This window comes from Streptomyces sp. NPDC102406 (assembly GCF_044765725.1).
In the GTDB taxonomy this organism is placed as follows: Bacteria; Actinomycetota; Actinomycetes; order Streptomycetales; family Streptomycetaceae; genus Streptomyces.
The window spans coordinates 190,740-216,200 of record NZ_JBIWKP010000004.1; the positions used below are offsets into that span (position 1 = coordinate 190,740).

Genomic DNA, 25,461 nt, shown 5'->3' on the forward strand with positions numbered 1-25,461 from the left:
CGGCGACGAAGGGTCATGTGGGTGTCAGCCGCGCCTGATGACGAACTGCGATCCGGGCTCGGTCAGGATGTCGCCCTGCGCCGAGCCGGTGATGGTGACGTCGGTCAGTGTGGCGCTGCCGCGGGCACCGGACATGGCGAGGATGCCTGATCCGTTGTTCGACTTGTCGATGGTCACGTCGGTGACCTGGACATCGGGCATCTCACCACCGCCCGTCTTGAACTGGATGCCGTCGTACGTGGAGTCCCGGATGTCGGTGTCGCGGATCGTGACGCCCGGGATGTTCTGCCCCTGCGCGAACAGGGTGATCGCGCCGAACTCCTGGTCCTCGTTCCAGAAGGCTCCGCCGGTGCGGTACAGCCCGTTGCCGGCGATCAGGGTCGTGCCGGAGAACGGCAGCGGGTCGTGGTCGGTGGCCAGCATGATCCCGGGGTAGTTCATGGTGTCCGAGACCAGGTTGTTCTCGATGGTGTTGCCGTGGCCGCCGTAGATCGCGATGCCGTTGGCGCGCCAGGGCAGTTGGACGGTGTTGTTGCGGAAGTGGTTGTCGTGGCCGACGTCGACCGAGGTGTCCTTGACGTACTTGCTGGCCCATACGGCCAGGGCGTCGTCGCCGGTGTTGCGGAACGAGGAGTTGAAGACCGTCGAGTTGCGGGTGCCGTTGGCGAAGTTGACGCCGTCGGCGTAGGTGTCGCGGATGCGGACGCCGTTGAACTCGACGCGGTCGCCGGGGCCCCACAGTTCGGGGATGTTGGAGTAGTCGCGGCCGACCCAGGCGCCCACGTTGGCGTGCTCTATCCAGACGTTCGAGATCTTGGTGTCCTTGCCGAAGCGGCCGTTGAGCGCGACGCCGCCCTCCGCGTTGCCGTCCCCGCCCCTGATCGTGCCCGAGCCGAAAATGGCGATGTCGGAGATCTTGGTGTTGTCGTCGATGTCGAAGCCGAAGTTGCCCTCGTGCGGATGGTTGATGCCGCCCGCGTCCTGCGGCGCGATGAGGGAGTAGAGCTGGGAGTGCCACATGCCGGCGCCCTTGAGAGTGACGTCACGGATGCCGACCTGGTTGTACTGGCCCCGGTTCAGCGGGTCGTCAGTGAGGATCTTCTTCTCCTGGCGCCACTGTCCGGCCGGGACCCACACGCACGGGATCGTGCCCGCCTGGTCCGCCGTCACGGCGCGCTGGATGGCGTCGGCGTCGTCGACGCCGTCGTTGGGCACGGCTCCGTACTCGGTGATGGAGACGCAGTCGGCGGGCTTGGCGGCCGGGGCGGCGACCTGCTCCAGGTCGATCAGGTCGACGACGTAGAAGGCGGCGGTGTCCCCGCTGTCCCGCTGGAGCCGGAAGGTCGTGCCCTCGGGGTAGGTGGTGGTGAGCAGGGCGTGGGACTCGTCGAACAGGCGGCGGGCGTCGCCGCCGGGCCGGTTGGTCAGCCCCTCCGGGTCGTCGGTGGTGCCGTAGAGCCAACTGTGCTTGGACGAGAGACTGAGCTTGCGGACGAACGTCCCGTTCGCGTAGAGGCTGAGCGTCGCCTCCTGTCCGCCGCCCGCGGCGGCGTCGGGGATCGAGTTGCGTACGACGATCGAGTTCGAGGGCGTGGTGGAGGTGAACTCGACGTACTGGCCGGTCGAGGCGAGACGGACGGACTTGCGCCCTGAGGACTCGGTGGCGAAGTTGGTGTGTCCGAACGTGCGCTTCGCGTCGGTCGTCAGCACGGTCGCGTTGGTGCGGCCGTCCTCGGCCTCGTACTCGGTGTAGGGCACGGCGGCGCCGCGTCCGACGACGAGGGTGCGGGCGAAGGTGTTGTTGTCCTCGTTGGTCTCGGTGACCTTGTTCGTGGCGTCGGCCGTCGCGGTGAGGGCGGCGCCGCCGTCGGTGGCGGTCCAACTGCCGGTGACGGGGACGGTCGTCGAGGCGCCCGCGGCGATGGCGTCCGTCGCGCCGGTCAGCGCGGTGCCGCCGACGGTGAGCCGGGTGACGGTCCCGGCGGGCGCCGCGCTCGTGCCGCGGTTGCGCACGGTGACGGCGAAGGTGACCTTCGCGCCGACGGCCGGGGCGGCGGGGGTGGTGGCGATCCCGGTGACCTCGAGGTCCGGCCCCGGCGCCTGGGTGACGACGAGTCTCGTGTCGGCGTTGCGGCTGTTGTTGGAGTTGTCCAGTTCGGGTATGGCGTCGGTCGGGTCGACGACCGCGGAGACGCTGTAGCTGCCCATGGGGCGGGTGCCGACCTTGACGGGCACCTTCACCGACGCGCCGGCGGCCAGGGCGCCGACGGGGGCGCTCCCGGCGACCGTGCCCTCCAGGCTGACGTCGACCGTGCCCGCGGGCGCGGCGGCGCTCCCGGTGTTGCGGACGGTCGCCTCGACCGTGACCGGGTCGGCCTCGGACGGAGTCGCGGGTGACCACGTCAGGGCGCTCACCGTCAGATCGGGGGCGGACGCGGCCGAGCCGACGACCTCGAACTCGGCCACCTGCCCACCGCCGGCGCCGCTGTTGCCGGAGAACTGGAGCCGTACGTCCGCGTAGCGGCCGGTGACGGGGACGGTCACGGTGTTCCGGTTCGACGCGGGGTCGAAGGTGTACGTGGCACGGTCCTTCAGCGAGGTGAAGTCGGTGGCGCCGGCCTTGCGGCCCAGGATCTGGAGGGTCTGCGTACGGGTGCTCCAGGCGGCGTCGGGGCTCAGCCTGAGGACGACGCCGGTCAGGTCCGCCTCGGAGCCGAGCCGGACGGTCAGCGCGGCGGACTGGCCGCTCGCCTCCCAGTAGGTGTCGGTACTGCCGTCGTTGGCGTTGGGCGCCACGTAGTTCTGCGTGGTCGACGTCGCTTCGATGGGCTTGCGCAGGGCGAGGTTGGTCCCTGCGGGCGGCGGGTCCTGCGGGTCTCCTCCGCCGGGCGTGCCGACCACTTCCACCTCGGACAACTGGGCCGCGTTCCAGCCCGTGTTGTCGCTGATCCGCACGCGCACGTACCGGGTCTCGGCGGTGACGTCGACGGCGACCCGGTTGCCGGAGGCCGGGGCGAAGGCCCGCTTCGCCGCGGCCGAGAGGGTCGTGAAGTCCTGCCCGTCAGCGCTGCCCTGCACGGCGACGGTCTCGGTGCGGGCCTCCCAGGAGGCGGGGAGTTTCAGCACCACCTCGTCGATGTCGACCGTACGGCCCAGGTCGATCTGGACCCACTGCGGGAACGCCCCGGCCGGGCCCTCCCAGTACGTGGCCTGGCTGCCGTCGGTGACGTTGCCCGCGGGGTACCCGTCGTGCGTGGCCTGCGCCGTGGCGGGTCTGCCGAGCGCCACGTTCTGCGCCTCGGCGGCCTGGGCCGTCGCCGGTACGAGGCCGACGGTCAGCAGCCCCGCCGTCACCGCGCCGGCCAGCCATCGCCATCTATGACGTGCCCCTGTCATTCCCACCATGACACTCCTTGAGGGGTTCCTCGGAGGTCCGGCACGGCGCGGTTCAGCCGGTCCGTCATCCAAGTATTGAGTTACTCTGTCAATTTTTTGCGTCTTTTCGAGTGACAGATTCGCGTCATGCATTAGAGGTGTCAACGGTCGCGACCAGTTTTTGCACCGATAGAGGGTCGGCGCCCTACGGGCAAGGTAAACAAGGTCACACCTCTGCCCTCTGCTGCTCGTCTGTCGACCTGACCTAGCATCCGAGCATGACGGTCCTGCCTGACGACGGGCTTTCCCTGGCAGCCGAGTTCTCCGGCGCGACGCATGAGCAGTGGCAGCACCTGGTCGCGGGTGTCCTGCGCAGGTCGGGCAAGGAGGTCTCGGCCGCCGAGGCGGAAGACGCCCTGTCCACCACGCTGGAGGACGGGCTGCGCGCCCGCCCCTTGTACACGGCCCGCGACGACGCGCCACCCACCGGCCTGCCCGGCTTCGCCCCCTTCGTACGCGGTGGCCGCGCCGCAGGGAACACGGGCGGCGGCTGGGACGTGCGCCAGCGGCACACCGTCGCCGACCCCGCCACCGTGCTGGCCGACCTGGAGAACGGCGTCACGTCGCTGTGGCTGACGGTCGGGGACGGCACCGCCCTCCCCGTCACCGCCCTCGGCGACGCTCTCGACGGCGTCCATCTCGATCTGGCCCCCGTCGTGCTCGACGCGGGCGCGGAGACGGAGGCCGCCGCCCGCCACCTGCTGCGGCTGCACGAGGACAGGGGACTCGCCCCCGACGCGGCCCGGGGCAACCTGGGCGCGGACCCGCTGGGCCACGAGGCCCGTACGGGCAGCACCTGCGACACCGCGCCCGTCGTCGAACTGGCCCGGTTGTGCGCGCGGCGGTACCCGGGGCTGCGCGCGCTGACCGTCGACGCGCTGCCGTACCACGAGGCGGGCGGCTCCGCCGCGCAGGAACTGGGCTGCTCCCTCGCCACCGGTGTCGCCTACCTGCGTGAGCTGACCGGCGCCGGTCTCGACGTCGAACAGGCCCTCGCGCAACTGGAGTTCCGCTACGCGACCACGGCGGACCAGTTCCTCACCGTCGCCAAGTTCCGTGCCGCGCGCCGGCTCTGGGCGCGCGTCGCCCAGGCCTGCGGGGCGCCGCGGTCGGGGGCGCAGCTCCAGCACGCGGTGACCTCGCCGGTGATGATGACGCGCCGCGACCCGTGGGTGAACATGCTGCGCACCACGGTGGCGACCCTGGCCGCGGGGGTGGGCGGCGCGGACTCCGTCACGGTGCTGCCCTTCGACCACGCGCTCGGCCTGCCGGACGCGTTCGCCCGGCGCATCGCCCGCAACACCTCCAGCATCCTGATCGAGGAGTCGCACCTGGCGCGGGTGATCGACCCGGCGGGCGGCTCCTGGTACGTGGAGCGGCTGACCGACGAACTCGCCCACGCGGGCTGGGAGTTCTTCCAGGAGATCGAGCGGACGGGCGGTCAGGCCGCCGCCCTGCGCTCCGGCATGGTCCGCGACCGGCTGGCCGAGACGTGGTCGGCGCGGAGCCGGAAGCTCGCCACGCGGCGCGAACCGGTCACCGGCGTCAGCGAGTTCCCGCACCTGGAGGAGAAGCCCGTCCCGCGCGAGCCGGTTCCCGAGACCTCGTCCGGCGGGCTGCCCCGGGTGCGCAGGGACGAGGCGTTCGAGGCGCTGCGGGCCCGCTCCGACGCACACCTCGCCGCGACCGGTGCCCGGCCCCGCGTGTATCTGGCCGCGCTCGGCCCGGCCGCCGCGCACACGGCCCGCCTCACCTTCGCGGCCAACCTGTTCCGGGCGGGCGGCGTCGAGCCCGTCACCGCGGGCACGTTCGAGGAGAGCGGCGCGCGCGACGTGTGCCTGTGTTCCAGCGACCCGCTGTACGAGGAGCGGGCCGTGGCCGTCGCGCGGGACCTGCGGGCCGCGGGCGCCCGGCACGTGTTCCTCGCGGGCCGCCCCGGCGACTACGCCGGGGTCGACACATATGTCTTCGCCGGCTGCGACGCCGTGGCCGTGCTGTCCGCCGCGCTCGACCGCATGGGAGTCTCCCGATGACCGCCCCCCGCATCCCCGACTTCACCGGCGTCGAGCTGGGCACCCCCGCGCCGGACACCGGTCCCGACGAGTGGCGCGACGCGGTGAAGCGGGCCGCCGACGGTGACGACCTGCGCTGGGAGACACCCGAGGGCATCGCGGTCCAGCCGCTCTACACCGGGCAGGACCTGGAGGGCCTGGACTTCCTGGACACCTTCCCGGGTGTGGCGCCGTATCTGCGCGGCCCGTACCCGACGATGTACGTGAACCAGCCCTGGACGATCAGGCAGTACGCGGGTTTCTCGACGGCCGAGGAATCGAACGCCTTCTACCGGCGCAACCTCGCCGCGGGCCAGAAGGGCCTGTCGGTCGCCTTCGACCTGCCCACGCACCGCGGCTACGACAGCGACCACCCGCGTGTGACCGGTGACGTCGGCATGGCGGGTGTGGCCATCGACTCGATCTACGACATGCGTCAGCTCTTCGACGGCATCCCGCTGGACAAGATGTCGGTGTCGATGACGATGAACGGCGCCGTGCTGCCCGTACTGGCCCTCTACATCGTGGCGGCCGAGGAGCAGGGTGTGCCCGCCGAGCAACTGGCCGGGACCATCCAGAACGACATCCTCAAGGAGTTCATGGTCCGCAACACCTACATCTATCCGCCGAAGCCGTCGATGCGGATCATCTCCGACATCTTCGCGTACACCTCGCGGCGGATGCCCCGTTACAACTCCATCTCCATCTCCGGCTACCACATCCAGGAGGCGGGCGCGACGGCCGACCTGGAGCTGGCGTACACCCTCGCCGACGGGGTGGAGTACCTCCGGGCGGGCCGTGCGGCGGGCCTCGACGTGGACGCCTTCGCACCGCGCCTGTCGTTCTTCTGGGCGATCGGCATGAACTTCTTCATGGAGATCGCCAAGCTGCGCGCCGCCCGGCTGCTGTGGGCCAGGCTGGTCGGTCGGTTCGAGCCGAAGAACGCCAAGTCCCTCTCGCTGCGCACCCATGCGCAGACGTCGGGCTGGTCGCTGACCGCGCAGGACGTGTTCAACAACGTCACACGCACATGTGTGGAGGCGATGGCCGCGACCCAGGGTCACACCCAGTCGCTGCACACCAACGCCCTCGACGAGGCGCTCGCCCTGCCCACCGACTTCTCCGCGCGCATCGCCCGCAACACCCAGCTCCTGCTCCAGCAGGAGTCGGGGACGACACGGGTGATCGACCCGTGGGGCGGCAGCGCGTACGTCGAGAAGCTGACGTACGACCTCGCCCGCCGCGCCTGGCAGCACATCCAGGAGGTCGAGGCGGCGGGCGGCATGGCCAAGGCCATCGACGCGGGCATCCCCAAACTGCGGATCGAGGAGGCGGCGGCCCGCACCCAGGCACGTATCGACTCCGGCCGCCAGCCCGTCATCGGGGTCAACACGTACCGGGTGGCGTCCGACGAGCAGATCGACGTACGGGCCGTCGACAACTCCTCCGTGCGGGCCCAGCAGATCGCCAAGCTGCGCAGGTTGCGCGAGGAACGCGACGAGAGGGCCTGCCGGGACGCGCTCGACGCCCTCACCCGCGCCGCCGGGGGCGACGGCAACCTGCTGGAACTCGCGGTGGACGCCGCGCGGGCCAAGGCCACCGTCGGGGAGATCTCCGACGCCCTGGAGAAGGTGTACGGGCGCCACGCGGGGCAGATCCGTACGATCTCCGGCGTGTACCGCAACGAAGCAGGCGCGTCCGGGGCCGTGGACCGCACCAGGACCCGCGTCGAGGAGTTCGCCGAGGCCGAGGGGCGCCGGCCGCGCATCCTGGTCGCCAAGATGGGCCAGGACGGGCACGACCGCGGGCAGAAGGTGATCGCGACCGCCTTCGCCGATCTCGGCTTCGACGTCGACGTCGGCCCGCTCTTCCAGACCCCGGGCGAGGTGGCGCGGCAGGCCGTCGAGGCGGACGTGCACATCGTCGGGGTGTCGTCGCTGGCCGCCGGGCACCTCACCCTCGTACCGGCGCTGCGCGAGGCGCTCGCCGAGGAGGGGCGCGAGGACATCATGATCGTGGTCGGCGGTGTCATCCCGCCGCAGGACGTGGCCACGCTCCTCGGGATGGGCGCCGCCGCGGTGTTCCCGCCCGGCACGGTCATCCCGGACGCGGCCCACGACCTGGTGTCACGCCTCGCGGCCGACCTCGGGCACCGTCCGGCCACAGACCTGTGAGCCGGTGAGTCCATGGCCATCGACCTCGACACGTATGTCAAGGGTGTGCTCGACGGGAAGCGGGCCGTCGTCGCCCGCGCGATCACCCTCGTCGAGTCCACCCGCCCCCGACACCGGGCGCTGGCGCAGGAGTTGCTGACCGCCCTGCTGCCGTACAGCGGCCGGGCGCGGCGGATCGGGGTCAGCGGGGTGCCCGGGGTGGGCAAGTCGACGTTCATCGACGCCTTCGGCACCATGCTCACCGGGCTGGGCCACCGCGTCGCCGTGCTCGCGGTCGACCCGTCCTCCAGCAGGACCGGCGGGTCGATCCTCGGCGACAAGACCCGCATGGAGCGCCTCGCCGTCGATCCGGCGGCGTTCGTCCGCCCCTCCCCCAGCGCGGGCACGCTCGGCGGTGTCGCCAAGGCGACGCGCGAGTCGATCGTCGTCATGGAGGCCGCAGGACACGACGTGGTGCTGGTGGAGACGGTCGGGGTCGGCCAGTCGGAGACGGCCGTCGCGAACATGGTCGACTCCTTCCTGCTCCTGACCCTGGCGCGGACGGGCGACCAGTTGCAGGGCATCAAGAAGGGCGTCCTGGAACTGGCCGACGTGGTCGGCGTCAACAAGGCGGACGGCCCGCACGAGGGCGACGCACGCGCCGCCGCGCGCGAACTGGCGGGCGCGCTGCGGCTCATGCACGGCAGGGACGCCTTCTGGACGCCGCCCGTGCTCAGTTGCAGCGCCCGCGAGTCGACCGGCCTGGACGCCTTGTGGGAACGCCTGGAACAGCACCGCACCCTGCTCGACACCTCGGGCCGACTCGCGGAGCGGCGCCGCGACCAGCAGGTCGACTGGGCCTGGGCCATGGTCCGCGACGAACTGCTGGGCAGCCTGACCGCCCACCCCGCCGTCCGCTCCCTGGCACCCGGGCTCGAACGGCGGGTGCGCGACGGCGAGCTCACCGCCACCCTGGCCGCCGAGCGGATCCTGGACGCCTTCCGCGGTCGCTGAGACAGGCCCAGACAGTTTCAGACAGGACCAAAAAGAACCAAACAGGCACAGACAGGCCCAGAGCGGACGGTGTGCTCGCTTCGGTGTTAGTCTCAACCGTTTGGGCGGTCCCAGTTCATCGGTCAGTCACCCCTGTCGGGCCTTCCCCGCACGTTCCCCTCACGGAAGGCTCCCCATGAACCACCCGGACCGCGACAGCTCCCCGGTCACGTCCTTCGCCGACCTGGACCTGCCGGCCGAGGTGCTGCGCACGCTCACCGAGCACGGCATGCGGGAGCCGTTCCCGATCCAGGCCGCGACGCTGCCCGACGCCCTCGCCGGGCGTGACGTCCTCGGACGCGGGCGCACCGGTTCGGGCAAGACCCTCGCCTTCGGCCTGCCGCTGCTCGTGCGGACGGCCGGGCGGCGCGCGGAGTCCAAGCAGCCCCTGGCCCTCGTCCTCGTACCGACCCGGGAGCTCGCGCAGCAGGTCACGGAGGCGCTCACGCCGTACGCGCAGGCGCTGCGGCTGCGGATGGCCACGGTCGTCGGCGGTGTGTCGATCGGCCGCCAGATCGCCGCGCTGCGCGACGGGGCGGAGGTCGTCGTCGCCACCCCCGGCCGGCTGCACGACCTCGTGGACCGCAAGGCGTGCCGTCTCGGCCGCGTACGGATCACCGTCCTCGACGAGGCGGACCAGATGTGCGACATGGGTTTCCTGCCGCAGGTCACCGAAGCGCTCGACCAGGTGCGTCCCGACGGTCAGCGCATGCTCTTCTCGGCCACCCTGGACCGCGACGTCGATGCGTTGGTGGGCCGCTATCTGAACTCCCCCGTCGTCCACTCGGCCGACCCGTCGACGAGCGCGGTCACGACGATGGACCACCATGTGCTGGTCGTGCACGGCCCCGACCGCTACGCCGTCATCACCGAGATCGCCGCCCGTGACGGCCGCGTCCTGCTGTTCCTGGACACCAAGCACGGCGTCGACCAGCTCACCCGGCATCTGCGGGCCAGCGGTGTGCACGCGGCCGCCCTGCACAGCGGCAAGGCGCAGCCGCAGCGCAGCCGGACCCTCGCCCAGTTCAAGGACGGTCACCTCACCGCCTTGGTGGCGACCAACGTCGCGGCCCGCGGCCTGCACATCGACGACCTCGATCTCGTCGTCAACGTCGACCCGCCGACCGATCCCAAGGACTATCTGCACCGCGCGGGCCGCACCGCCCGGGCCGGGGAGTCCGGCCGGGTCGTCACGCTGGTGCTGTCGGGGCAGCGCCGCGAGGTGAGCCGGATCATGGCCGAGGCCGGTATCGAGGCGACGGTCACCAAGGTGCGCTCCGGCGAGGCGGAGCTGAGCCGGATCACCGGGGCGATGACTCCTTCCGGCAACCCGTTGGACAGCGCGCCCGCGGGGGCCGCCAAGCCCAAGAACACCAACACGCCGTTCCGTGGTCTCGGCACCTCGAAGGACGCCTCCCGCGGCGGCAAGTCCCGCAAGTCGGGCGAAGCCCGCAAGCTGGCCGAGGCGCGCAAGGCCGCGCAGGTGCGGCGCGGGCGCTGACCCCGGGCCGCGCCCACGTGCCGTACCTCAGCTCCGCCGTGTGGTGGCCGGTTCCTGTCCGGCCTTGTCGACCACCGCGTGGGCGAGGACGGCCGTGCTCGACATGAGGGTGCCGGCCTTGCCGTAGCGGGTGTCCTTGATCAGATAGCTGCGGGCGCCGAGGTAGGTGAGATCCCGCTTGTCGAAGACCCACTCGGTGCGGGTGCCGAAGGTCGTGTCGTCGCGGGAGATCCCCACGCCGTGCCGGCCGATGGCGTCATGCGCGGCGGGCGCCTCGCTGACGCCGGGGATCATGGCGGCGGCCCGGTAGAGCGCGGCGGCGGTCCCGGGCGGCATGACCCCGCCGACGAGGGCGCCGATGCACTCGAAGACCTCCTGGTCGCGCTCCTGTCCCTCGAATTTCGGGGTCTTGGCGTACAGGTACGTCAGCAGTCTTTCGGGGTCGGTGGGCAGGGACGCGAGCCAGCGGTAGGTGGGCCGGCTGAGACCGGCGGGGGTGCCGTCGGTGTCGCCGAGTTCGGCGTTGATGGGCAGGGTCTCGCCGTCGGTCCTGGTGATGCCGAGCTTGCGGAGCGGGCCCGGTCGCTGCGCGCTCCACGTCTCGGTCTCCCGGAGGGGGCCGACGACCGCCTTGCCGCTGGTCAGATCCGCGCCCGTGCCCTTCTCCCGGGTGTAGGCGAACTGGTCGTCCCGCACCTGGAGGGCGTCGCCCTTGCCGGCGGCGACGGAGATCTGGTCCAGCAGAACCGTCGCGGGCCGGGTGCCGTGGGCATCGTGGCGCCGGGTCGCCGTGGTGGCCGGTGCGTCGTCGCCGGTGGCGACGACGACGCCCGCGGTGAGGAGGCCGCCGAGGGCGAGCGCCGTCACCGGTACCAGGAGGGCGGGGCGCGGCAGACGGCGGGTGGGGCGGGGGCGAGAGGCGACCTGGTCGTGGTCGATGCGCTGCATCAGTTGTTCCTTGTGGTGAAGGTGCTGCTCGCGAGGGAGGTGCCGGCGGGCCGGGGCGGGCAGCAGCCGGGCGATCTCCTCGACGTCCGCGTCGGAGTCCGCCTCGGCGTGTGCGTCGACACGCTTGTCGTTCATGCCGTTTCCTCCCTCACGGGCAGGGCCGCGAGCGCGGCTTCACCTGTCATCTCTCCGCGGGCGGCGCGGGGTTCCGGGTTCTCCTGTGCCTCGTCGGCGAACCGGGCGAGTTTCGCGCGGGCCCGCGCCAGGCGCGAGCGCACGGTGCCGACGGGGACGCCGAGCGCCTCGGCGGTCTGCCGGTAGTCGAGGCCCGACCACACGCACAGCGTCAGTACTTCCCTCTCGTGGCGCCGCAGCCGGTCGAGGGAGCTCTGGACGGCGGCGAGGCGGCGTGCGTCGTCGATGCGTCCGGCGACCTCGGGCGCGAAGTCGGCGACGTCGGCGGGCCGGGGCTGGCGGGCCAGGAACGCCAGGCGGCGGCGCAGGCCGCGCCGGGCGTTCTCCGCCTTGTGCGTGGCGATCCCGAGGAGCCAGGGACGGAGGGAACCTCCCTCCGGGTGCACCCGTTCCCTGGACCGCCATGCGGTCAGGAACGTCTCCGACATGATGTCTTCGGCCGTCGACCAGTCGCCGGTGAGCCACAGGGCGTGCTGATGGACGGGGCCGGCGCACTGCTCGTACAGCTCGGCGAACGCACCGCGTTCACCGGCCCGCACCCGCGCGCGCAGATCGTTTTCTGAGTCCCTCACAGTCGTTATCTCTCCGCCGCCCCGGCGGAGTTCCTGTGATGTGCGCCATGCCCGTCGTCCGCGTCCACCGCTCACGGTACCGGTGGGTGCTCCGGGCTCAGTGCGTCGAGGAGCATCGGCAGCGACGCGTGCAGTTCGCGCTGCCAGTACGCCCAGGCGTGCGTGCCGGGGCCGTAGAAGTGGGTGGTCAGACGGCGGGCGCCGAGGCGGTGGAGCTCGTCGGCGAGGGCGTGGTTCTGGCGGTCGAAGTCCGCTTCGAGGTCGCTGGTGGGGCCGGGCGGGTCCAGGGGGCCGGTGGTTCCGTCGCCGCACGACAGGTAGACGGGGAGCGACGTGAGGCGCCGGGCCAGGTGGTAGGGGTCGTGGGCCGCCCAGATCGCGCGCTGCGCGACGGGGTCGCCCCAGACGTCGCGCGGGTCACCGCCCTGTCCCGCGAAGAAGCCCATGAGACGGTGGACGGACTCGTCGTCCAGGAGCGGGTGGGCGGAGCCGGAGTACGCCGCGGCCGCCCTGAACATGCCCGGGTGCCGGGCCGCGTACATCAGGGCGCCCTGGCCGCCCATGGACAGGCCCGCCACGACGCGGCGTCCACCCGCTCCCCAGTCGCGTTCGAGGAGCCGGCGCAACTCCTGCGTGTGGAAGGTCTCCCACGCGGGGGCGCCGCCCTGCCCGTGGTTCCACCAGTCGCTGTACCAGCCGTTCCAGCCGGCCTCGGGCATGACGACGAGGACGTCGCGCAGGCTCTCGATGTTCGCGACGTCGGTCATGCTCGTCCATGACGTGTAGTCACCGCAGCATCCGTGCAGCAGCCACAGCGTCGGCCAGTGCCGGTGGCGGTCTTTCGGGTTCCAGCCGTCGGGGGTGAGCAGGCGGACGTTCACCGTGCGGTCGCCGAGCGCCGGCGAGCGGACGGACAGATCCACCTGGCGGTCGGCGACCCGCTCGACCGCGACGACCTCGGCGCCGCCGCGGGGGGCCGCCGCCGCTGTCGGCGCGTGCGGTACGAGGGTGCACAGGAGCGCGGCCAGGGCGAGCAGCAGGCGGCGGATCGTCGGTGCGGGGGTCATGGCGGCTCCCGTCGGTGCGGTCGGTGGCGGCCGGGGACGAGCGGCAGGGTGTCGCCACCGGTCGACGGGGAGCGACCCCGCAACGGTGCGTGCGGCCGAGACCGACAGTCAAGGCATGTACACGTGATTCATGTGGTCGCGGCCGGTGCCGCCGTGCTCTTGCGGACGACCAGGCTCGTCGCCAGTTCGAGCCGCGTCGTCACCGGTTCCCGCACCCGCAGCCGCATGAGCATCTGCACGGCCTCCTCGGCCATCCGCCGAAGCGGCTGGTGCACGGTGGTCAGGGCGGGGCTCGACCACTGGGCGAGCGGCACGTCGTCGTAGCCGACCACGGACAGGTCCTCGGGGACGCGCAGGCCGCGCAGCCGGGCCGCCTCCAGGGCGCCGAGTGCCTGGAGGTCGCTGCCCGCGAAGATCGCGGTGGGCGGGTCGGGCAGGTCGAGGAGGTCCACGGTGCGTTCCCTGCCGCCCTCGACGTGGAAGTCGCCGTAGTGCACGAGGTCGGGATCGGCGGGGAGTCCGGCCATGCTCAGCGCCGAGCGGTAGCCGTCGAGGCGGGCCAGCGAGCAGAGCATGTCGCCGGGGCCGGTGATGATGCCGATCCTGCGGTGCCCGAGTTCGATCAGGTGCCGGGTGGCGACAAGGCCGCCGTTCCAGTTGGCCGAGCCGACCGAGGGCACGTCGGGGTCGGGGTCGCCTGCCGGGTCGATGATGACGAAGGGGATGGAGCGCGACCGCAGCCGTTGCTTGACCTCCGTGGGCAGCGCGGAGAAGACGAGGACGACACCGCGCGGCCTGCGCTGGAGCACGCCCTCGATCCACTCGGGACCCGGCGCCTGGCGCGTCCCGCTCTCGGTGAGCACCACGCTGGCCTGGTGGGCCTTGGCGGCCTTCTCCACGCCGCGGATGAGCTCCAGCGCCCAGACGCTCTCCAGCTCGTGGAAGACGAGCTCGATGAGCGGGGCCTCGCGGGCGGCCCGGGTCGTGCGCCGGTAGGCGTGCTCCTCCAGGAGGCGCTCCACCCTGATCCGGGTCTGGCCCGCGACGTCCTGACGCCCGTTGAGCACTTTCGAAACTGTCGAAATGGAGACCCCCGCCTCCTGGGCCACCTGCGCCAGGGTGATCCGGCCCAACTCCTCGTCATCTCGCATGTGGAGGAGCATAAGGCACCGGCCGACCGCCCCCACCTCGTAACACTTTGGTAACTCGACTACGCGGGGTTGACCCCTCCGTGGACGACACCTAGCGTCCCGACGTGTGAACTTTCGGTACTTCGACCGAAAGAGTTTCGGGAGGGCGAAACCATGACTCTACGCGTACGGCTGCCGAGATCTGTCGCCGCGGGCGGGGCGGCGCTGACCCTGCTGCTCACCCTGTCGGGTTGCGGAGGCTCCGACTCGGTCGGCGGCGGTGACGACGGAAAGATCCACGTCCTTGTCTACGGCGACTCGGCGAACAAGGTGGAGAAGCAGTTGATCGCCGACTTCAACAAGAAGTCGAAGGTCAAGGCGGTCCTGGACACCATCCCGGGCGCCGACTACCAGGCCAAGCTCCAGACGATCATCAGCGGCAAGCAGGCCCCGGACGTCTTCTACAACTGGGGCGGCGGCAGCATCAAGCCGTTCGTCGACGCGGGCCTGCTGCTCCCCCTGGACGACTTCATCGCCAAGGACCCGGGGCTGAGGTCGAACTTCCTGCCGTCCGTGTTCAACAGCGCCCTGGTCGACGGCAAGCCGTACGGCGTTCCCATGCGCGGCACCCAGCCGGTCCTCCTCTTCCACAACAAGAAGGTCCTCGACAAGGCGGGCGTCAAGCCGCCCAAGACCTGGGACGAGCTGCTGGACGCCGTCAAGGCCCTCAAGTCCGAGGGCGTCACGCCGATCGCCCTCGGCGGCGGCGACCGGTGGCCGACCCTGATGTGGTTCGAGTACCTCTACGACCGCATCGCCGGGCCCGACCTGTTCCAGAAGGCCGTCAAGGGCGACAAGTCGGCCTGGGAGAGCGCCGACAGCAAGAAGGCGCTCGGCATGATCCGCGAACTGGTCGACGCCGGGGCGTTCGGTTCCAACTACGACTCCGTGAAGTTCACCGATCAGGGCTCGCCCACCCTGCTCGCCACCGGCAAGGCCGGGTTCGAGCTGATGGGCTCCTGGGAGTACTCGACGCAGCAGGAGGCCCACCCCGAGTTCGCGAAGAAGGACTTCGGGTACACCGCCTTCCCGACCGTCGCCGGCGGCAAGGGCGAGGCGGACGACCTTGTCGGCAACACCAACAACTTCTACTCCGTCCTGAAGAAGACCAAGCACCCCGAGGCGGTCGCGGAGTTCCTGAAGATGCAGTACTCGGACACGTTCGTGAAGGCACACCTCGGCATCGGCAACCTGCCCACCACGACCAACACGGCCGAGCACCTGGACGAGGCGGCGAGCCCCGCGTACGCGAAGTTCCAGTACGACCTGGTGAAGAAGGCGCCCTCCTTCCAGTTGTCGTGGGACCAGGCCTACCCGCAGTCCGCGGCGACCTCCATGTACCAGGCCGTCCAGCAGTTCTTCAACGGCCAGTTGGACGAGGACGGCTTCATCAAGGCGATGCAGGCGCTGCCCACGTCATGACCAGTGATCTCATGACCGAGAAGCGCACGCGGGACCAGCGCGTGCGCACCTCAGCCGACCCGGAGCGCCACGAGGCCCGCGGCACCGGGGTGGGTCGCCCCGGCGTCGGCTGGGCGGTCCCCGCCGCGCTCTTCTTCGGTCTCTTCGCCCTCGTACCGCTGGTCCTGGTCGCCGTCCTGTCGTTCGCCAGTTGGAACGGCCTGACGGACCCGGAGTTCGTCGGCCTCGACAACTGGCACAAGCTCTTCGCCGACCCCGTGATGCTCAAGAGCCTGTGGCTGAGCCTCCTGCTGACCGTGCTCGGCGTCGCCGTCCAGACGCCGCTCAGCCTGCTCCTCGGGGTCTGGGCCGCGGGGCACCAGCGCAACCGGGCCGTCCTGTCCGCGATCTACTTCGTGCCGCTGCTGCTGTCGGCCGCCGCCGTGTCCGTCCTGTGGCGCGCCGTCCTCGACCCGAACTTCGGTGTGCCGGCGCAGGCCACCTGGCTGTTCGGCGACGGCAACCTCTTCGGGCACCAGACCACCGCCATCGGCGTCCTCGTCTTCGTGAGCACCTGGCAGTTCACGCCGCTGCACACGCTGATCTACCAGGGCGCGGCCCGCGCGGTGCCGCCGGTCCTCTACCAGGCGGCGCAAATCGACGGTGCGGGCACGGTCCGCCAGTTCTTCCACATCACCTTGCCGCAACTGCGCAACAGCATCATCACCTCGACGATCCTGATGGTGGTCGGCGGCCTCACCACGTTCGACACGGTGCTCATCCTCACCCAGGGCGGGCCCGGCACGGACACCACCATCAGCGCGTACTACATGTACCAGAAGGCGTTCAAGAGCTTCGACTACGGCTCGGCCTCCGCGGTCGGCCTCCTCCTCGTCCTTGTCGCCACGGTGGTCTCGCTCGTCATGGTGCGGCTGTCCGGCTACGACAAGATGCGCAGCCAGATGGAGGGCCTGTGATCGGCACGAGAACCGGCACCGGCCGCCGGGAACGCCCCAACTACCTCGCCGGATTCGGCTCGTTGGTCTGGCTCTTCCTGGTCGGGCTGCCGCTGTACGTGATGCTGGTGGCCACGTTCCAGTCGCGCTCCGACTACGGCGGCAACGGGCCCCTGTCCCTTCCGCACCACTTCACGCTCGACAACTACATCAACAACTTCAACAGCGGCTTCGGCCAGTACTTCGTCAACACCCTGCTCGTCACGGTCTGCGTGGTCGGCATCGTCCTGCTGCTCGTGCCGCCGCTCTCGTACGCCATCGTGCGCGGCCAGGGCCGGCTCACCGGCGGCGTGTTCCGGCTGTTCCTGCTGGGCCTCGCCATCCCCGCGCAGGCCGTCATCGTGCCGATGTTCTACGTGATCAGCGAGGCCGGCCTCTACGACAACCTCATCGGCGTCATCCTGCCGACGGCCGCCTTCGCCATGCCCGTGTGCACGCTCATCCTGACCGGCGCCATGCGGGACATCACACCGGAGCTGTACGAGGCGATGACGATGGACGGCGCGTCACCGTGGCGGATCTTCTTCCGCCTGGTGCTGCCCCTGTCCCGCAGCGGCCTCTCGACGATCACCGTGTACTCCGCGCTCCAGGCGTGGAACGGCTTCCTCTTCCCGCTGGTCCTCACGCAGTCGACGGAGTCCAAGGTCATCACCATGGGCCTCTACGACTTCCAGACCGAGCACGGCGTCGACATCCCCGGCCTGCTCTCCGCGGTCGTGCTGTCCATGCTCCCCATCCTGATCGTCTACCTGTTCGCCCGTCGTGCCCTGGTCCAGGGGCTGATGGGAGTCGGAGGAAAGTGACCGACCACATGACCCGAGCGGACCGAGCACCCGACGCGTCCCCCGCCCCGCTGTGGCGCGACCCCGAGGCCGCCCCCGCGGACCGGGCCGACGCCCTGCTCGCCGAGATGTCCCTCGAGGAGAAGATCGCCCAGCTTTTCGGCGTCTGGGTGGGGGCCTCGGCGGAGGGCGGTGATGTCGCCCCGTACCAGCACGACATGGAGGAGGCGGTCGACCTCGACGAGCTGCTCCCGCACGGGCTCGGGCAGTTGACCCGGCCGTTCGGGACCGCGCCCGTCGACCCGGCCGTCGGCGCCCTGTCGCTGGCGCGGACGCAGCGGCGGATCGCCGCGGCCAACAGGTTCGGCATCCCCGCGCTCGCCCACGAGGAGTGCCTGGCAGGGTTCGCCGCCTGGGGCGCCACCGCCTATCCGGTGCCGCTGTCGTGGGGCGCCACGTTCGACCCCGCGCTGGTCCGTGAGATGGCCGCGGCGATCGGCCGCGACCTGCGCTCGGTCGGCGTCCACCAGGGCCTGGCCCCGGTCCTGGACGTCGTGCGCGACGCCCGCTGGGGCCGGGTCGAGGAGACGATCGGCGAGGACCCCTATCTCGTCGGCACGGTCGCCACCGCCTACATCCAGGGCCTGGAGTCCGCCGGGATCGTCGCCACGCTCAAGCACTTCGCCGGATACTCCGCGTCCCGGGCCGGACGCAACCTCGCCCCGGTCTCCATGGGCGGCCGCGAGTTCGCGGACGTGGTGCTCGCCCCGTTCGAGATGGCCGTGCGGGAGAGCGGCGTACGGTCCGTGATGCACGCCTACACCGACACCGACGGCATCCCGTCCGCCGCCGACGAACAGCTCCTGACCGGGCTGCTCCGTGACACGTGGGGCTTCGGGGGGACCGTCGTCGCCGACTACTTCGGCATCGCCTTCCTCCAGACCCTGCACGGTGTGGCGGGTTCGCTCGGGGAGGCCGCGGGCGCCGCGCTCGCCGCCGGCGTCGACGTGGAGCTGCCGACGGTGAAGGCCTTCGGCGAGCCGCTGCGCAAGGCGATCGCGGACGGGCTCGTGCCGGAGGACCTGGTGGACCGCGCGGCCCGCCGGGTCCTCGCCCAGAAAGCCGAGCTGGGTCTCCTCGACCCGGACTGGGACCCGACCCCCGCCGCCCTGACGGGTGTCGACGCGCGGCAGGCGCGGGGCACGGTCGACCTGGACCCCGCGGACAACCGCGAGCTGGCCCGCCGCGTCGCCGAGGAGTCCGTGGTGCTCCTGGCCAACGACGGCACGCTTCCCCTCGCGACGCCGCCCGCTCGCGTCGCCGTGATCGGCCCTCTCGCGGAGGTCCCCACGGCCGTCCTCGGCTGCTACTCCTTCCCCGTCCACGTCGGCAGCCGTACGCCCGACACCCCGCTCGGCATCGAACTGCCCACCCTGCGCGAGGCGTTGGCGGCGGAGTACCCCGGTGCCGAGATCGTCACGGCGCCCGGGCTCGGTGCCGTGGACGCGCCGCGCGGCGAGGAGTTCGCCGCGGCCGTCGAGCTGGCGCGCGGCGCCGACGTGGTCGTCGCGGCGCTCGGCGACCGGGCCGGACTGTTCGGTCGCGGCACCAGCGGCGAAGGCTGCGACGTCGCGTCGCTCGATCTGCCCGGGGCCCAGGGCGAGTTGCTCGACGCCCTGCTGGACACGGGGGTCCCCGTCGTCGTGACGCTGCTCGCGGGCCGGCCCTACGTCCTGGGCCGGGCGGTCGACGAGGCCGCCGCCGTCGTGCAGACCTTCTTCCCCGGCGAGGAGGGGACGCGTGCGCTGGCCGGAGTCCTCAGCGGTCGCGTCCTGCCCTCGGGCCGCCTGCCCGTGGGTGTGCCGCGGCAGGCCGGGGCGCAGCCCGCGACGTATCTCGCGGCGCGGCTCGGGCATGCCTCGGAGGTGTCGAACCTCGATCCGGGGCCCGCGTTCGGCTTCGGCCACGGGCTCTCCTACACGACGTTCGAGTGGAGCGACCTGGAGGTGGCGGGGCAGGCGGCGCCCACGGACGGCGAGTTCGAGATCTCCTGCACCGTCCGCAACACCGGGGAGCGGCCCGGCACCGAGGTCGTCCAGCTCTATCTGCACGACCCGGTCGCCTCGGTGGTGCAGCCCGTCCAGCGGCTCGTCGGCTATCTGCGGCTTGCCGAACTGGCGCCGGGCGAGGCGGTGCGGGTGCGGGCGCGGGTCCCGGCCGATCTGGCCTCGTTCACCGGGCGTGCGGGCCGCCGGATCGTCGAGCCCGGCGAACTGGAGCTGCGTCTGAGCGCGTCGAGCACTCGGCCGCTGCTGACCGCGCGGGTCACCCTCACGGGGGCCGTCCGGGAGGTCGACCACCGTCGCCGACTGCATGCGCGACTGGTGACGGAGCCGGTGCCGAGCGCCTGACCGGTCCGTGTGTCCGGCCGCCGGTCAGGGGCGGCCGGACACACGACGCGCGACGCGGCGAAAACTTTCGTGAGGCCTCGATGTGCCGGTGTCAGGCCCGGCGTGCGCGGTCCTCCACGTAGTGGGCGAGATGGGTCAGGGCCATGCGGGTGCCCGTCTCGTTGTCGGTGGCCGGGACCGCGTCGGGGACGCCCTCGTGGACGAGGAGGACGTCGGTGCCGCCGTCGGCGGCGCGGAGCGTGGTGGTGATCCTCATGGTGGTGCGCAGGGCGGGGTCGTCGGTCTCGAAGGCCAGCTCCTCCACCACCTGCTCGTCCGGGACGAGCCGGACGAAGCTGCCGCCATAGGTGTCGGTGCGGGCGGCCGTCTTACCGGTGCCCGTGGGCGTCTCGTACGTGAGCGAGACGCGGAACCTGCCGCCCTCGCGCGCCTCGAACACATGGACCTGTCCCCGCATCCCGTCGGGCACGCGCCACACGGCGACCGCGTCGGCGTCCAGCAGCGCGCGGTAGACGGCGCCGGGCGGGGCGTCCACGTGGTGGGACATCCGCGTCTCATACATGGCGCCACTCCGACCGGGCCACGGCCGCGCGGCCCGTCAGTAGCGTTCCGCCGCGCCCAGGTACTGCTCGGCGAAGGCGGCGGCGGCGCGCGGCGAGGTGAACAGGCGGCGCAGCCGCGCCAGGGTGACGCCCGCGCGGAACGGGTCGCCGGTGGCCGCCCCGTGGTAGATGTCCGAAAGCCATTGTGAGAACTCCTGGTAGTCCCATACGCGGCGCAGACACGCCGGTGAGTACGCGTCCGACAGGGCTTCGGCGCCCGGGAGCCCGCGCAGTCGCGCGGTGAGGGCGTCGCCGAGCAGGAAGGCGTCGTGCAGGGCGAGGTTCATGCCCTTGGCGGCGATCGGCGCGATCAGGTGGGCGGCGTCACCGGCCAGGAACAGGCGGCCGTGGCGCATCGGCTCGACGACGTAGTCATGCATGTCGAGGACGCGCTTCTCGATGAGGGGGCCGCGCGTGAGCGGTGCGGCGCCGGTCGCCGCGAGGCGGCGGTGGAGCTGCTCCCAGACGCGGTCGTCCGGCCAGTCGCCGGGGGTGTCGCCGGGCGGGCACTGCAGGTAGTAGCGAGTGACGTCGGGACTGCGCGGCATCTGGCCGGCGAAGCCGTCGGGGTGGACGCCGAACAGTACGCAGTCCGCGGACGGCGGCGCCTCGGCGAGCAGCGCCAGCCAGCCGATGCCGTAGTCGTGCCGCGCGACGCGGGCCCGGCCCGGGGGCAGCGCGCCGCGGCTCACCCCGCGGGCACCGTCGCACCCCGCGACGAAGTCGCAGCGCAGCACCTGTACGCGGCCGGTCCGCGGGCAGGTGTAGGAGACGCGGGGCCGGTCGGTGCCCAGGTCGTGCAGGCGGACGTCGCGGACGGCGAAGCGGATGTCGCCGCCGCGCACGTCGGCGTACTCGCGCACCAGGTCGGTCACCAGCAGTGGCTGCGGATACACGTAGTGGTGGCTGTTCGTCAGCTCGCCGTAGTGGAAGCGGTGTTGTTCTCCTTCGAAGCGGAACTCGCACGCGGCGTGCCGCTCCGCCCTGGCGAGCAGGTTCCCGGCGAGGCCCCGCCGGTCGAGGCCGCGCACCGCCCACTCCTCCAGGAAGCCGGCGCGCGGGCGCCGCTCGATGAACGCACGGGTCTCGCACTCCAGGACCACGCAGTCGATACCGGCGGCCCTGAGGATGTTGCCCACGGTGAGTCCCGCCGGGCCGGCGCCCACGATGACCACCGGGACACGCTGCGCGGAACCGGGGCCGGGAGACGGCGAGGAGGTCACGCGGTCATGATGTCGGCCCCCTCCGGCCCTGCCATCGTCCGGCGTCATGGCGCATCGCCCTGCCAGGCGAGGCGGCGCCCGGCCGCGTCCACGGGCCCGTACAGCGCGCGGCCCCCCGGGCCGAACGCGCCGAGTTCGGTGGGGAGCGCGACGACGCCGCGCGCCTCCTCGGCGAGCCGGTCGGTGACGTCGAGGAGCAGACCGTCCAACGGCCCGCCCACCAACTGTGCGTAGGCACGCCACGGCCGTGGGCCCGCGTCCTCGTGGTCCGCGCCGTACACCCGTCCCCGCATGAACTCCTCCTCGTCCATGCCCTCCACCTTCGCAGGCGCCACTGACATCGGCCGCCGGTGGCTCTTGGCCCGGCCGGGCACGCGGGGCAGACTCCTGGCATGAGCGAGATCGAACAGAAGACGGACCTGCTGCGGTACCTCCAGGATGCCCGCGACGCCCTCCTGTGGAAGCTGGAGGGGCTGTCCGAGTACGACGTCCGCCGCCCCCTGACGCCGACCGGCACGAACTTCCTCGGCCTGGTGAAGCACGCGACGGCCGTGGAACTGGGCTACCTCTGCGACGTCTTCGGCAGGTCGCACGGCGAACCGATGCCCGGTCCCGACGACGACCTGTACGCCACCGCCGACGAGACGCGCGAGCTGATCGTGGACCGCTACCGGCGCGCCTGGACCCACACCGACGCCTCGGTGCGCGAACTCCCCCTGGACACGGTCGGCAAGGTGCCGTGGTGGCCGGAGGGCCGCGACGAGGTGACGTTCCACCATGCGCTGGTGCGGGTGCTGGGCGACACGCAGCGGCACGCCGGGCACGCCGACATCCTGCGCGAGGGCCTGGACGGCGCCGTGGGGTGGCGCGCGGACAACGACAGCCTGGCCTCGGACGATCCGCAGTGGTGGCAGGCGTACCGCGACCGTCTCCAGAAGGTGGCCGAGCAGGCCGCGACGTCACGCTAGCCGCGCCGGCCCTGCCCCGCCCGGCGTCGCGTCAGTCGATCCCGTCGTTTCTTGAGCGTAGGCCGGTTTTCTTGGGGCTCGATGAGATCGCCGGGCTCGTCATCCGATCGCGGTCCGTGGTGCTGCCCCCGTGCTGTGCTGGGCCGCGAGCCGTACGGGTGCGTTCTGGGCCCCGTAGCCGCGGTAGCCGTTGTCGCGTTGTGTCAGCTCGAAGAAGACCCGGCCCAGGGTGTGCGTGTAGCAGTGCCGGAAGACGCCGTGGCGGTCGCGGTCGTAGAGGATGCCGAGTTCCCGGTACGTCTCCAGCTCGCCCGGGGCGAAGTCGTGGCGTGCGGCGAGGTCGTCGTAGTAGTTGGCGGGCATGGGCAGCAGATGTCCGCCGGCCGCGCGGAAGCGGCGGGCCGCCGCGACGACGTCGTCGGTGGCGAGGGCGATGTGCTGGGCGCGGGCGTGCTCGTCGCCGGGGGCGGGTCCGACGCCGAGGGCGATCCGGACGGCGCCGTCGGCGCTGGTGAAGGCGCGGCTGCGCAGGAGTCCGTAGGGGTCGGCGACGTCGACGCTCCGCTGGGCGTCGAGGCCGAGGACGCCGCGGTGGAAGAGCGCGGCCTCGTCGAACTGGTGCCAGGGCTGGCTGAGTGCGAGGTGGTCGATGCCGTGGACACCGGCGTCTTCGGCCGGGCGCTCGCCGGTGGGCGCGAAGTCGGTTGTCCAGTCGGGCAGTGGGGGCCGGCCGGTGGCGCAGAAGAAGAGTTCGGTGCCGTCGGGGGCGGCGACGGCGTCGAGCAGGACGTCGCCGGTGGAGCGGCGGCGCGGCAGCACGGGGGCGAGCAGGGCCTCGGCCCGCCGGGCGGCGTCCGCCGGGTCGGGGCTCTCCAGGCCGACGGCGGCGAGGACGGTGCCGTCGCGGCGGGCGCCGGGTCCGGTGTTGAGCAGGACGCGGGCGGCGCCCTGCTCCCACAGGTCGACGGGTTTGCCGCGGTGGCGTCCGGTGCGGGTGAAGCCGAGCGCGCTCAGCAGGGCGGCGGCGGGTTCGACGTCTGGCGTGACGAGTTCGGCGAACGCGACGCCGGTGGGGGCGGCGGCGGGCGGCAACTCTCCCTCGCCGACCGTCCCTTGCAGGACGAGGAGGGAGCGCAGGGCGTCGACGGCGGTGGGTCCTGCCTCGGCCTGGCGGAACACGTCGTTGAACACCTCCAGGGAGAGGGGTCCCGCGTAGCCGGTGCGCAGCACCTGCCGCAGCAGGCCCGCGACGTCGAGGTCGCCCTGGCCGGGGAAGCAGCGGTAGTGGCGGCTCCATTGCAGGACGTCCATGGCGAGCAGCGGCGCGTCGGCGAGCTGGAGGAAGAAGATCTTCTCGCCGGGGATGTCCGCGATGCCTTCGAGCTCCTTGGGGTCGCGGGTGCGGGAGAGGATGTGGAAGCTGTCGAGGCAGGTGCCGAGGGCGGGGTGGTCGGCGGCCTCGACGAGGCGCCAGGCGTGGTCGTACGTGTGGACGTGGCGGCCCCAGGCGAGTGCCTCGTAGGCGACGCGGACCCCGGAGTCGGCCGCGCGTTCGGCGAGTCGGCGAAGCTGCCGGGCGGCGAGGGCGTCGTCGTCGACGGCGTGCGGGGAGACGCTGGAGCAGACGAGGACGGTGTCGGCGCCGAGACGCCGCGCCACGCGGAACTTGTGCTCGGCGCGGCGCAGGTTGTCGGCGAAGAGGTCGTCGGGCACGGCCTCGATGTCGCGGATCGGCTGGTAGAGGTCGATGCTCAGGCCGAGGTCGGCGCAGAGGTCGCGGATCTCCTCGGGGGTGAGGGGGCAGGCGAGCAGGTCGTTCTCGAAGATCTCGACGCCGTCGAACCCGGCGCGGGCGGCGGCGGTGAGCTTCTCGGTGAGCGACCCGCTGAGCGAGACGGTGGCGATGGCGGTGCGCACGGCGGGCTCCTGCGGTTCGGGGCGGACGGGGGCTCGGCGGGGTGGGGTCAGTCGGTGCCTGTCGCGGCCGCGGAGGTCCGCAGGTCGCCGTCCGGCAGCGTGAGTCGGGCGAAGTGGTCGAGCATCCGTCCCGCGTCCGGCTCGCGCCCGGTGAACAGCCGGAACGCGTCGACGGCCTGGAAGACCGCCATGCCGCCACCGTCGAGCACCGCGCAGCCGAGGGCGCGGGCGGTGCGCAGCAGCTCCGTCTCCAGGGGCCGGTACACGACGTCGGCGACCCAGAGCCCGGGGTGCAGCAGGGCGGCGGGGAGCGGCAGTCCGGGGTGTGCGGCCATGCCGGTCGGGGTGGCGTGGACGAGGCCGTCGGCGCCGGTGAGCTGGGCGCGGAGGGCGTCGGGCGCGGCGGCGCTCGCGCGTCCGGCGCCGAAGTGCGCTTCGAGGGAGGCGGCCAGTGCGGCGGCCCGCTCGGGCGCCGCGTCGACGAGGGTGATCCGGCCCGCGCCGAGGGTCAGCACGGCGTGTGCGACGGCGGCGCCCGCTCCCCCGGCGCCGAGCTGCACCACGTGGTCCATACGGGCGTCGGGCAGGCCGCGCGCGAAGGAGGCGGCGAACCCGGTGACGTCGGTGTTGTGCCCGGTGGCGCGGCCGTCGGCGAGCACCACGGTGTTGACGGCGCCGAGCGCCTCGGCCCCCGGTGACAGGGCGTCGAGGTGTTCGATGACGAGTTGTTTGCAGGGGTGTGTGATGTTCAGGCCGTCGAAGCCGAGGTCGCGGGCGGCGCGCAGCAGCTCTCCCACCCGCTCGGGCCGCAGGCCGAGGGTGTCGATGTCGAGGAGGCGGTAGAGGTAGCGCAGCCCTTGCCGGTCGGCCTCGTACTCGTGGAGGGCTGGGGTGAGCGAGGGGCCGATACCGGCTCCGATCAGGCCGATGAGATACGAGTCCTGGGGCACGTGGGACCTCCCGGCCGGGGTGGAGC

General features: G+C 72.1%; 19 protein-coding genes. 9 read left to right on the top strand and 10 right to left on the bottom strand.

The window, feature by feature from the left end; all coding sequences use genetic code 11:
• Nucleotides 1–24: 24 nt before the first annotated feature.
• Nucleotides 25–3,396: a CARDB domain-containing protein gene (locus ACIRF8_RS18920; RefSeq protein ID WP_404216940.1), complete on the bottom strand. Its 3,372-nt coding sequence runs from the start codon at nt 3,394–3,396 to the stop codon at nt 25–27.
• Between the two features lie 257 nt (nt 3,397–3,653).
• On the opposite strand from ACIRF8_RS18920, the gene ACIRF8_RS18925 reads away from it, so the two are divergent.
• The 4 genes from ACIRF8_RS18925 to ACIRF8_RS18940 all read left to right on the top strand — a co-directional run bounded on the left by ACIRF8_RS18925 (nt 3,654) and on the right by ACIRF8_RS18940 (nt 10,193).
• The gene (locus ACIRF8_RS18925; protein WP_404216268.1) at nt 3,654–5,468 is read left to right on the top strand and encodes a methylmalonyl-CoA mutase family protein; all 1,815 of its coding nucleotides are present in this window, start codon (nt 3,654–3,656) and stop codon (nt 5,466–5,468) included.
• Complete coding sequence (gene scpA / locus ACIRF8_RS18930) at nt 5,465–7,660, top strand: methylmalonyl-CoA mutase (RefSeq protein WP_404216270.1); 2,196 nt, start codon at nt 5,465–5,467, stop codon at nt 7,658–7,660. The genes ACIRF8_RS18925 and scpA overlap by 4 nt, the downstream gene beginning before the upstream one ends.
• 12 nt (nt 7,661–7,672) lie before the next feature.
• A complete protein-coding gene (gene meaB, locus ACIRF8_RS18935) occupies nt 7,673–8,653 on the top strand; it encodes a methylmalonyl Co-A mutase-associated GTPase MeaB (RefSeq protein WP_404216272.1) in 981 nt (326 codons plus the stop codon).
• Nucleotides 8,654–8,828: 175 nt separating this feature from the next.
• Nucleotides 8,829–10,193 carry a DEAD/DEAH box helicase gene (locus tag ACIRF8_RS18940; protein WP_404216274.1) on the top strand — a complete coding sequence of 455 codons (1,365 nt, stop codon included), beginning with the start codon at nt 8,829–8,831 and terminating at the stop codon, nt 10,191–10,193.
• A 27-nt stretch (nt 10,194–10,220) separates the two neighbouring features.
• Here the strand turns inward: ACIRF8_RS18940 and ACIRF8_RS18945 are convergent, their stop codons facing one another.
• The 4 genes from ACIRF8_RS18945 to ACIRF8_RS18960 all read right to left on the bottom strand — a co-directional run bounded on the left by ACIRF8_RS18945 (nt 10,221) and on the right by ACIRF8_RS18960 (nt 14,138).
• Nucleotides 10,221–11,276 carry a CU044_5270 family protein gene (locus ACIRF8_RS18945; protein ID WP_404216276.1) on the bottom strand — a complete coding sequence of 352 codons (1,056 nt, stop codon included), beginning with the start codon at nt 11,274–11,276 and terminating at the stop codon, nt 10,221–10,223.
• Nucleotides 11,273–11,908, bottom strand: coding sequence for an RNA polymerase sigma factor (locus ACIRF8_RS18950; protein ID WP_404216278.1), 636 nt, complete (start codon nt 11,906–11,908; stop codon nt 11,273–11,275). The genes ACIRF8_RS18945 and ACIRF8_RS18950 overlap by 4 nt, the downstream gene beginning before the upstream one ends.
• A gap of 71 nt (nt 11,909–11,979) precedes the next feature.
• Complete coding sequence (locus ACIRF8_RS18955) at nt 11,980–12,975, bottom strand: alpha/beta hydrolase (protein ID WP_404216280.1); 996 nt, start codon at nt 12,973–12,975, stop codon at nt 11,980–11,982.
• A gap of 128 nt (nt 12,976–13,103) precedes the next feature.
• Nucleotides 13,104–14,138 (bottom strand): LacI family DNA-binding transcriptional regulator, encoded by a 1,035-nt coding sequence (locus ACIRF8_RS18960; RefSeq protein WP_404216282.1) that lies wholly within the window; start codon nt 14,136–14,138, stop codon nt 13,104–13,106.
• A gap of 141 nt (nt 14,139–14,279) precedes the next feature.
• Here ACIRF8_RS18960 and ACIRF8_RS18965 point away from each other — a divergent pair, with 141 nt between their 5' ends.
• The 4 genes from ACIRF8_RS18965 (at nt 14,280) to ACIRF8_RS18980 (ending at nt 19,775) form a co-directional block, all read left to right on the top strand.
• Nucleotides 14,280–15,587: an ABC transporter substrate-binding protein gene (locus ACIRF8_RS18965; RefSeq protein WP_404216284.1), complete on the top strand. Its 1,308-nt coding sequence runs from the start codon at nt 14,280–14,282 to the stop codon at nt 15,585–15,587.
• A gap of 11 nt (nt 15,588–15,598) precedes the next feature.
• Complete coding sequence (locus tag ACIRF8_RS18970; RefSeq protein ID WP_404216941.1) at nt 15,599–16,543, top strand: carbohydrate ABC transporter permease; 945 nt, start codon at nt 15,599–15,601, stop codon at nt 16,541–16,543.
• Nucleotides 16,543–17,385, top strand: a complete 843-nt coding sequence (locus ACIRF8_RS18975) for a carbohydrate ABC transporter permease (protein WP_404216942.1) — start codon at nt 16,543–16,545, stop codon at nt 17,383–17,385. Before ACIRF8_RS18970 ends, ACIRF8_RS18975 begins: the two co-directional genes overlap by 1 nt.
• 107 nt (nt 17,386–17,492) lie before the next feature.
• Nucleotides 17,493–19,775 carry a beta-glucosidase gene (locus ACIRF8_RS18980; RefSeq protein ID WP_404216943.1) on the top strand — a complete coding sequence of 761 codons (2,283 nt, stop codon included), beginning with the start codon at nt 17,493–17,495 and terminating at the stop codon, nt 19,773–19,775.
• Nucleotides 19,776–19,866: 91 nt separating this feature from the next.
• Here the strand turns inward: ACIRF8_RS18980 and ACIRF8_RS18985 are convergent, their stop codons facing one another.
• Genes ACIRF8_RS18985 through ACIRF8_RS18995 form a run of 3 tightly spaced genes read right to left on the bottom strand, consistent with a single transcriptional unit; the run spans nt 19,867 to nt 21,911 of the window.
• The gene (locus tag ACIRF8_RS18985) at nt 19,867–20,337 is read right to left on the bottom strand and encodes an SRPBCC domain-containing protein (RefSeq protein WP_404216286.1); all 471 of its coding nucleotides are present in this window, start codon (nt 20,335–20,337) and stop codon (nt 19,867–19,869) included.
• Between the two features lie 36 nt (nt 20,338–20,373).
• The gene (locus ACIRF8_RS18990; protein WP_404216288.1) at nt 20,374–21,600 is read right to left on the bottom strand and encodes a 4-hydroxybenzoate 3-monooxygenase; all 1,227 of its coding nucleotides are present in this window, start codon (nt 21,598–21,600) and stop codon (nt 20,374–20,376) included.
• A gap of 44 nt (nt 21,601–21,644) precedes the next feature.
• Entirely contained in the window at nt 21,645–21,911 is a 267-nt protein-coding gene (locus ACIRF8_RS18995) for a hypothetical protein (RefSeq protein WP_404216290.1), read from the bottom strand.
• Nucleotides 21,912–21,992: 81 nt separating this feature from the next.
• On the opposite strand from ACIRF8_RS18995, the gene ACIRF8_RS19000 reads away from it, so the two are divergent.
• Nucleotides 21,993–22,568 carry a DinB family protein gene (locus ACIRF8_RS19000; RefSeq protein WP_404216292.1) on the top strand — a complete coding sequence of 192 codons (576 nt, stop codon included), beginning with the start codon at nt 21,993–21,995 and terminating at the stop codon, nt 22,566–22,568.
• 99 nt (nt 22,569–22,667) lie between these two features.
• Here ACIRF8_RS19000 and ACIRF8_RS19005 read toward each other — a convergent pair whose 3' ends face one another.
• On the bottom strand, nt 22,668–24,485 hold the full coding sequence (locus ACIRF8_RS19005) for a bifunctional sugar phosphate isomerase/epimerase/4-hydroxyphenylpyruvate dioxygenase family protein (protein ID WP_404216294.1): 1,818 nt from the start codon (nt 24,483–24,485) through the stop codon (nt 22,668–22,670).
• Nucleotides 24,486–24,532: 47 nt separating this feature from the next.
• The gene (locus ACIRF8_RS19010) at nt 24,533–25,435 is read right to left on the bottom strand and encodes a shikimate dehydrogenase (protein ID WP_404216296.1); all 903 of its coding nucleotides are present in this window, start codon (nt 25,433–25,435) and stop codon (nt 24,533–24,535) included.
• Between the last annotated feature and the right edge of the window lie 26 nt (nt 25,436–25,461).

Excerpts from the sequence above, each read along its gene's own strand:
- ACIRF8_RS18920 (WP_404216940.1), bottom strand. The coding sequence starts at position 3,396 with ATGACAGGGGCACGTCATAGATGGCGATGGCTGGCCGGCGCGGTGACG.
- ACIRF8_RS18925 (WP_404216268.1), top strand. The coding sequence starts at position 3,654 with ATGACGGTCCTGCCTGACGACGGGCTTTCCCTGGCAGCCGAGTTCTCC.
- scpA (WP_404216270.1), top strand. The coding sequence starts at position 5,465 with ATGACCGCCCCCCGCATCCCCGACTTCACCGGCGTCGAGCTGGGCACC.
- meaB (WP_404216272.1), top strand. The coding sequence starts at position 7,673 with ATGGCCATCGACCTCGACACGTATGTCAAGGGTGTGCTCGACGGGAAG.
- ACIRF8_RS18965 (WP_404216284.1), top strand. The coding sequence starts at position 14,280 with ATGACTCTACGCGTACGGCTGCCGAGATCTGTCGCCGCGGGCGGGGCG.
- ACIRF8_RS18940 (WP_404216274.1), top strand. The coding sequence starts at position 8,829 with ATGAACCACCCGGACCGCGACAGCTCCCCGGTCACGTCCTTCGCCGAC.
- ACIRF8_RS19000 (WP_404216292.1), top strand. The coding sequence starts at position 21,993 with ATGAGCGAGATCGAACAGAAGACGGACCTGCTGCGGTACCTCCAGGAT.
- ACIRF8_RS18980 (WP_404216943.1), top strand. The coding sequence starts at position 17,493 with ATGTCCCTCGAGGAGAAGATCGCCCAGCTTTTCGGCGTCTGGGTGGGG.
- ACIRF8_RS18995 (WP_404216290.1), bottom strand. The coding sequence starts at position 21,911 with ATGGACGAGGAGGAGTTCATGCGGGGACGGGTGTACGGCGCGGACCAC.
- ACIRF8_RS18955 (WP_404216280.1), bottom strand. The coding sequence starts at position 12,975 with ATGACCCCCGCACCGACGATCCGCCGCCTGCTGCTCGCCCTGGCCGCG.
- ACIRF8_RS18985 (WP_404216286.1), bottom strand. The coding sequence starts at position 20,337 with ATGTATGAGACGCGGATGTCCCACCACGTGGACGCCCCGCCCGGCGCC.
- ACIRF8_RS18960 (WP_404216282.1), bottom strand. The coding sequence starts at position 14,138 with ATGCTCCTCCACATGCGAGATGACGAGGAGTTGGGCCGGATCACCCTG.
- ACIRF8_RS18945 (WP_404216276.1), bottom strand. The coding sequence starts at position 11,276 with ATGAACGACAAGCGTGTCGACGCACACGCCGAGGCGGACTCCGACGCG.
- ACIRF8_RS18970 (WP_404216941.1), top strand. The coding sequence starts at position 15,599 with ATGACCGAGAAGCGCACGCGGGACCAGCGCGTGCGCACCTCAGCCGAC.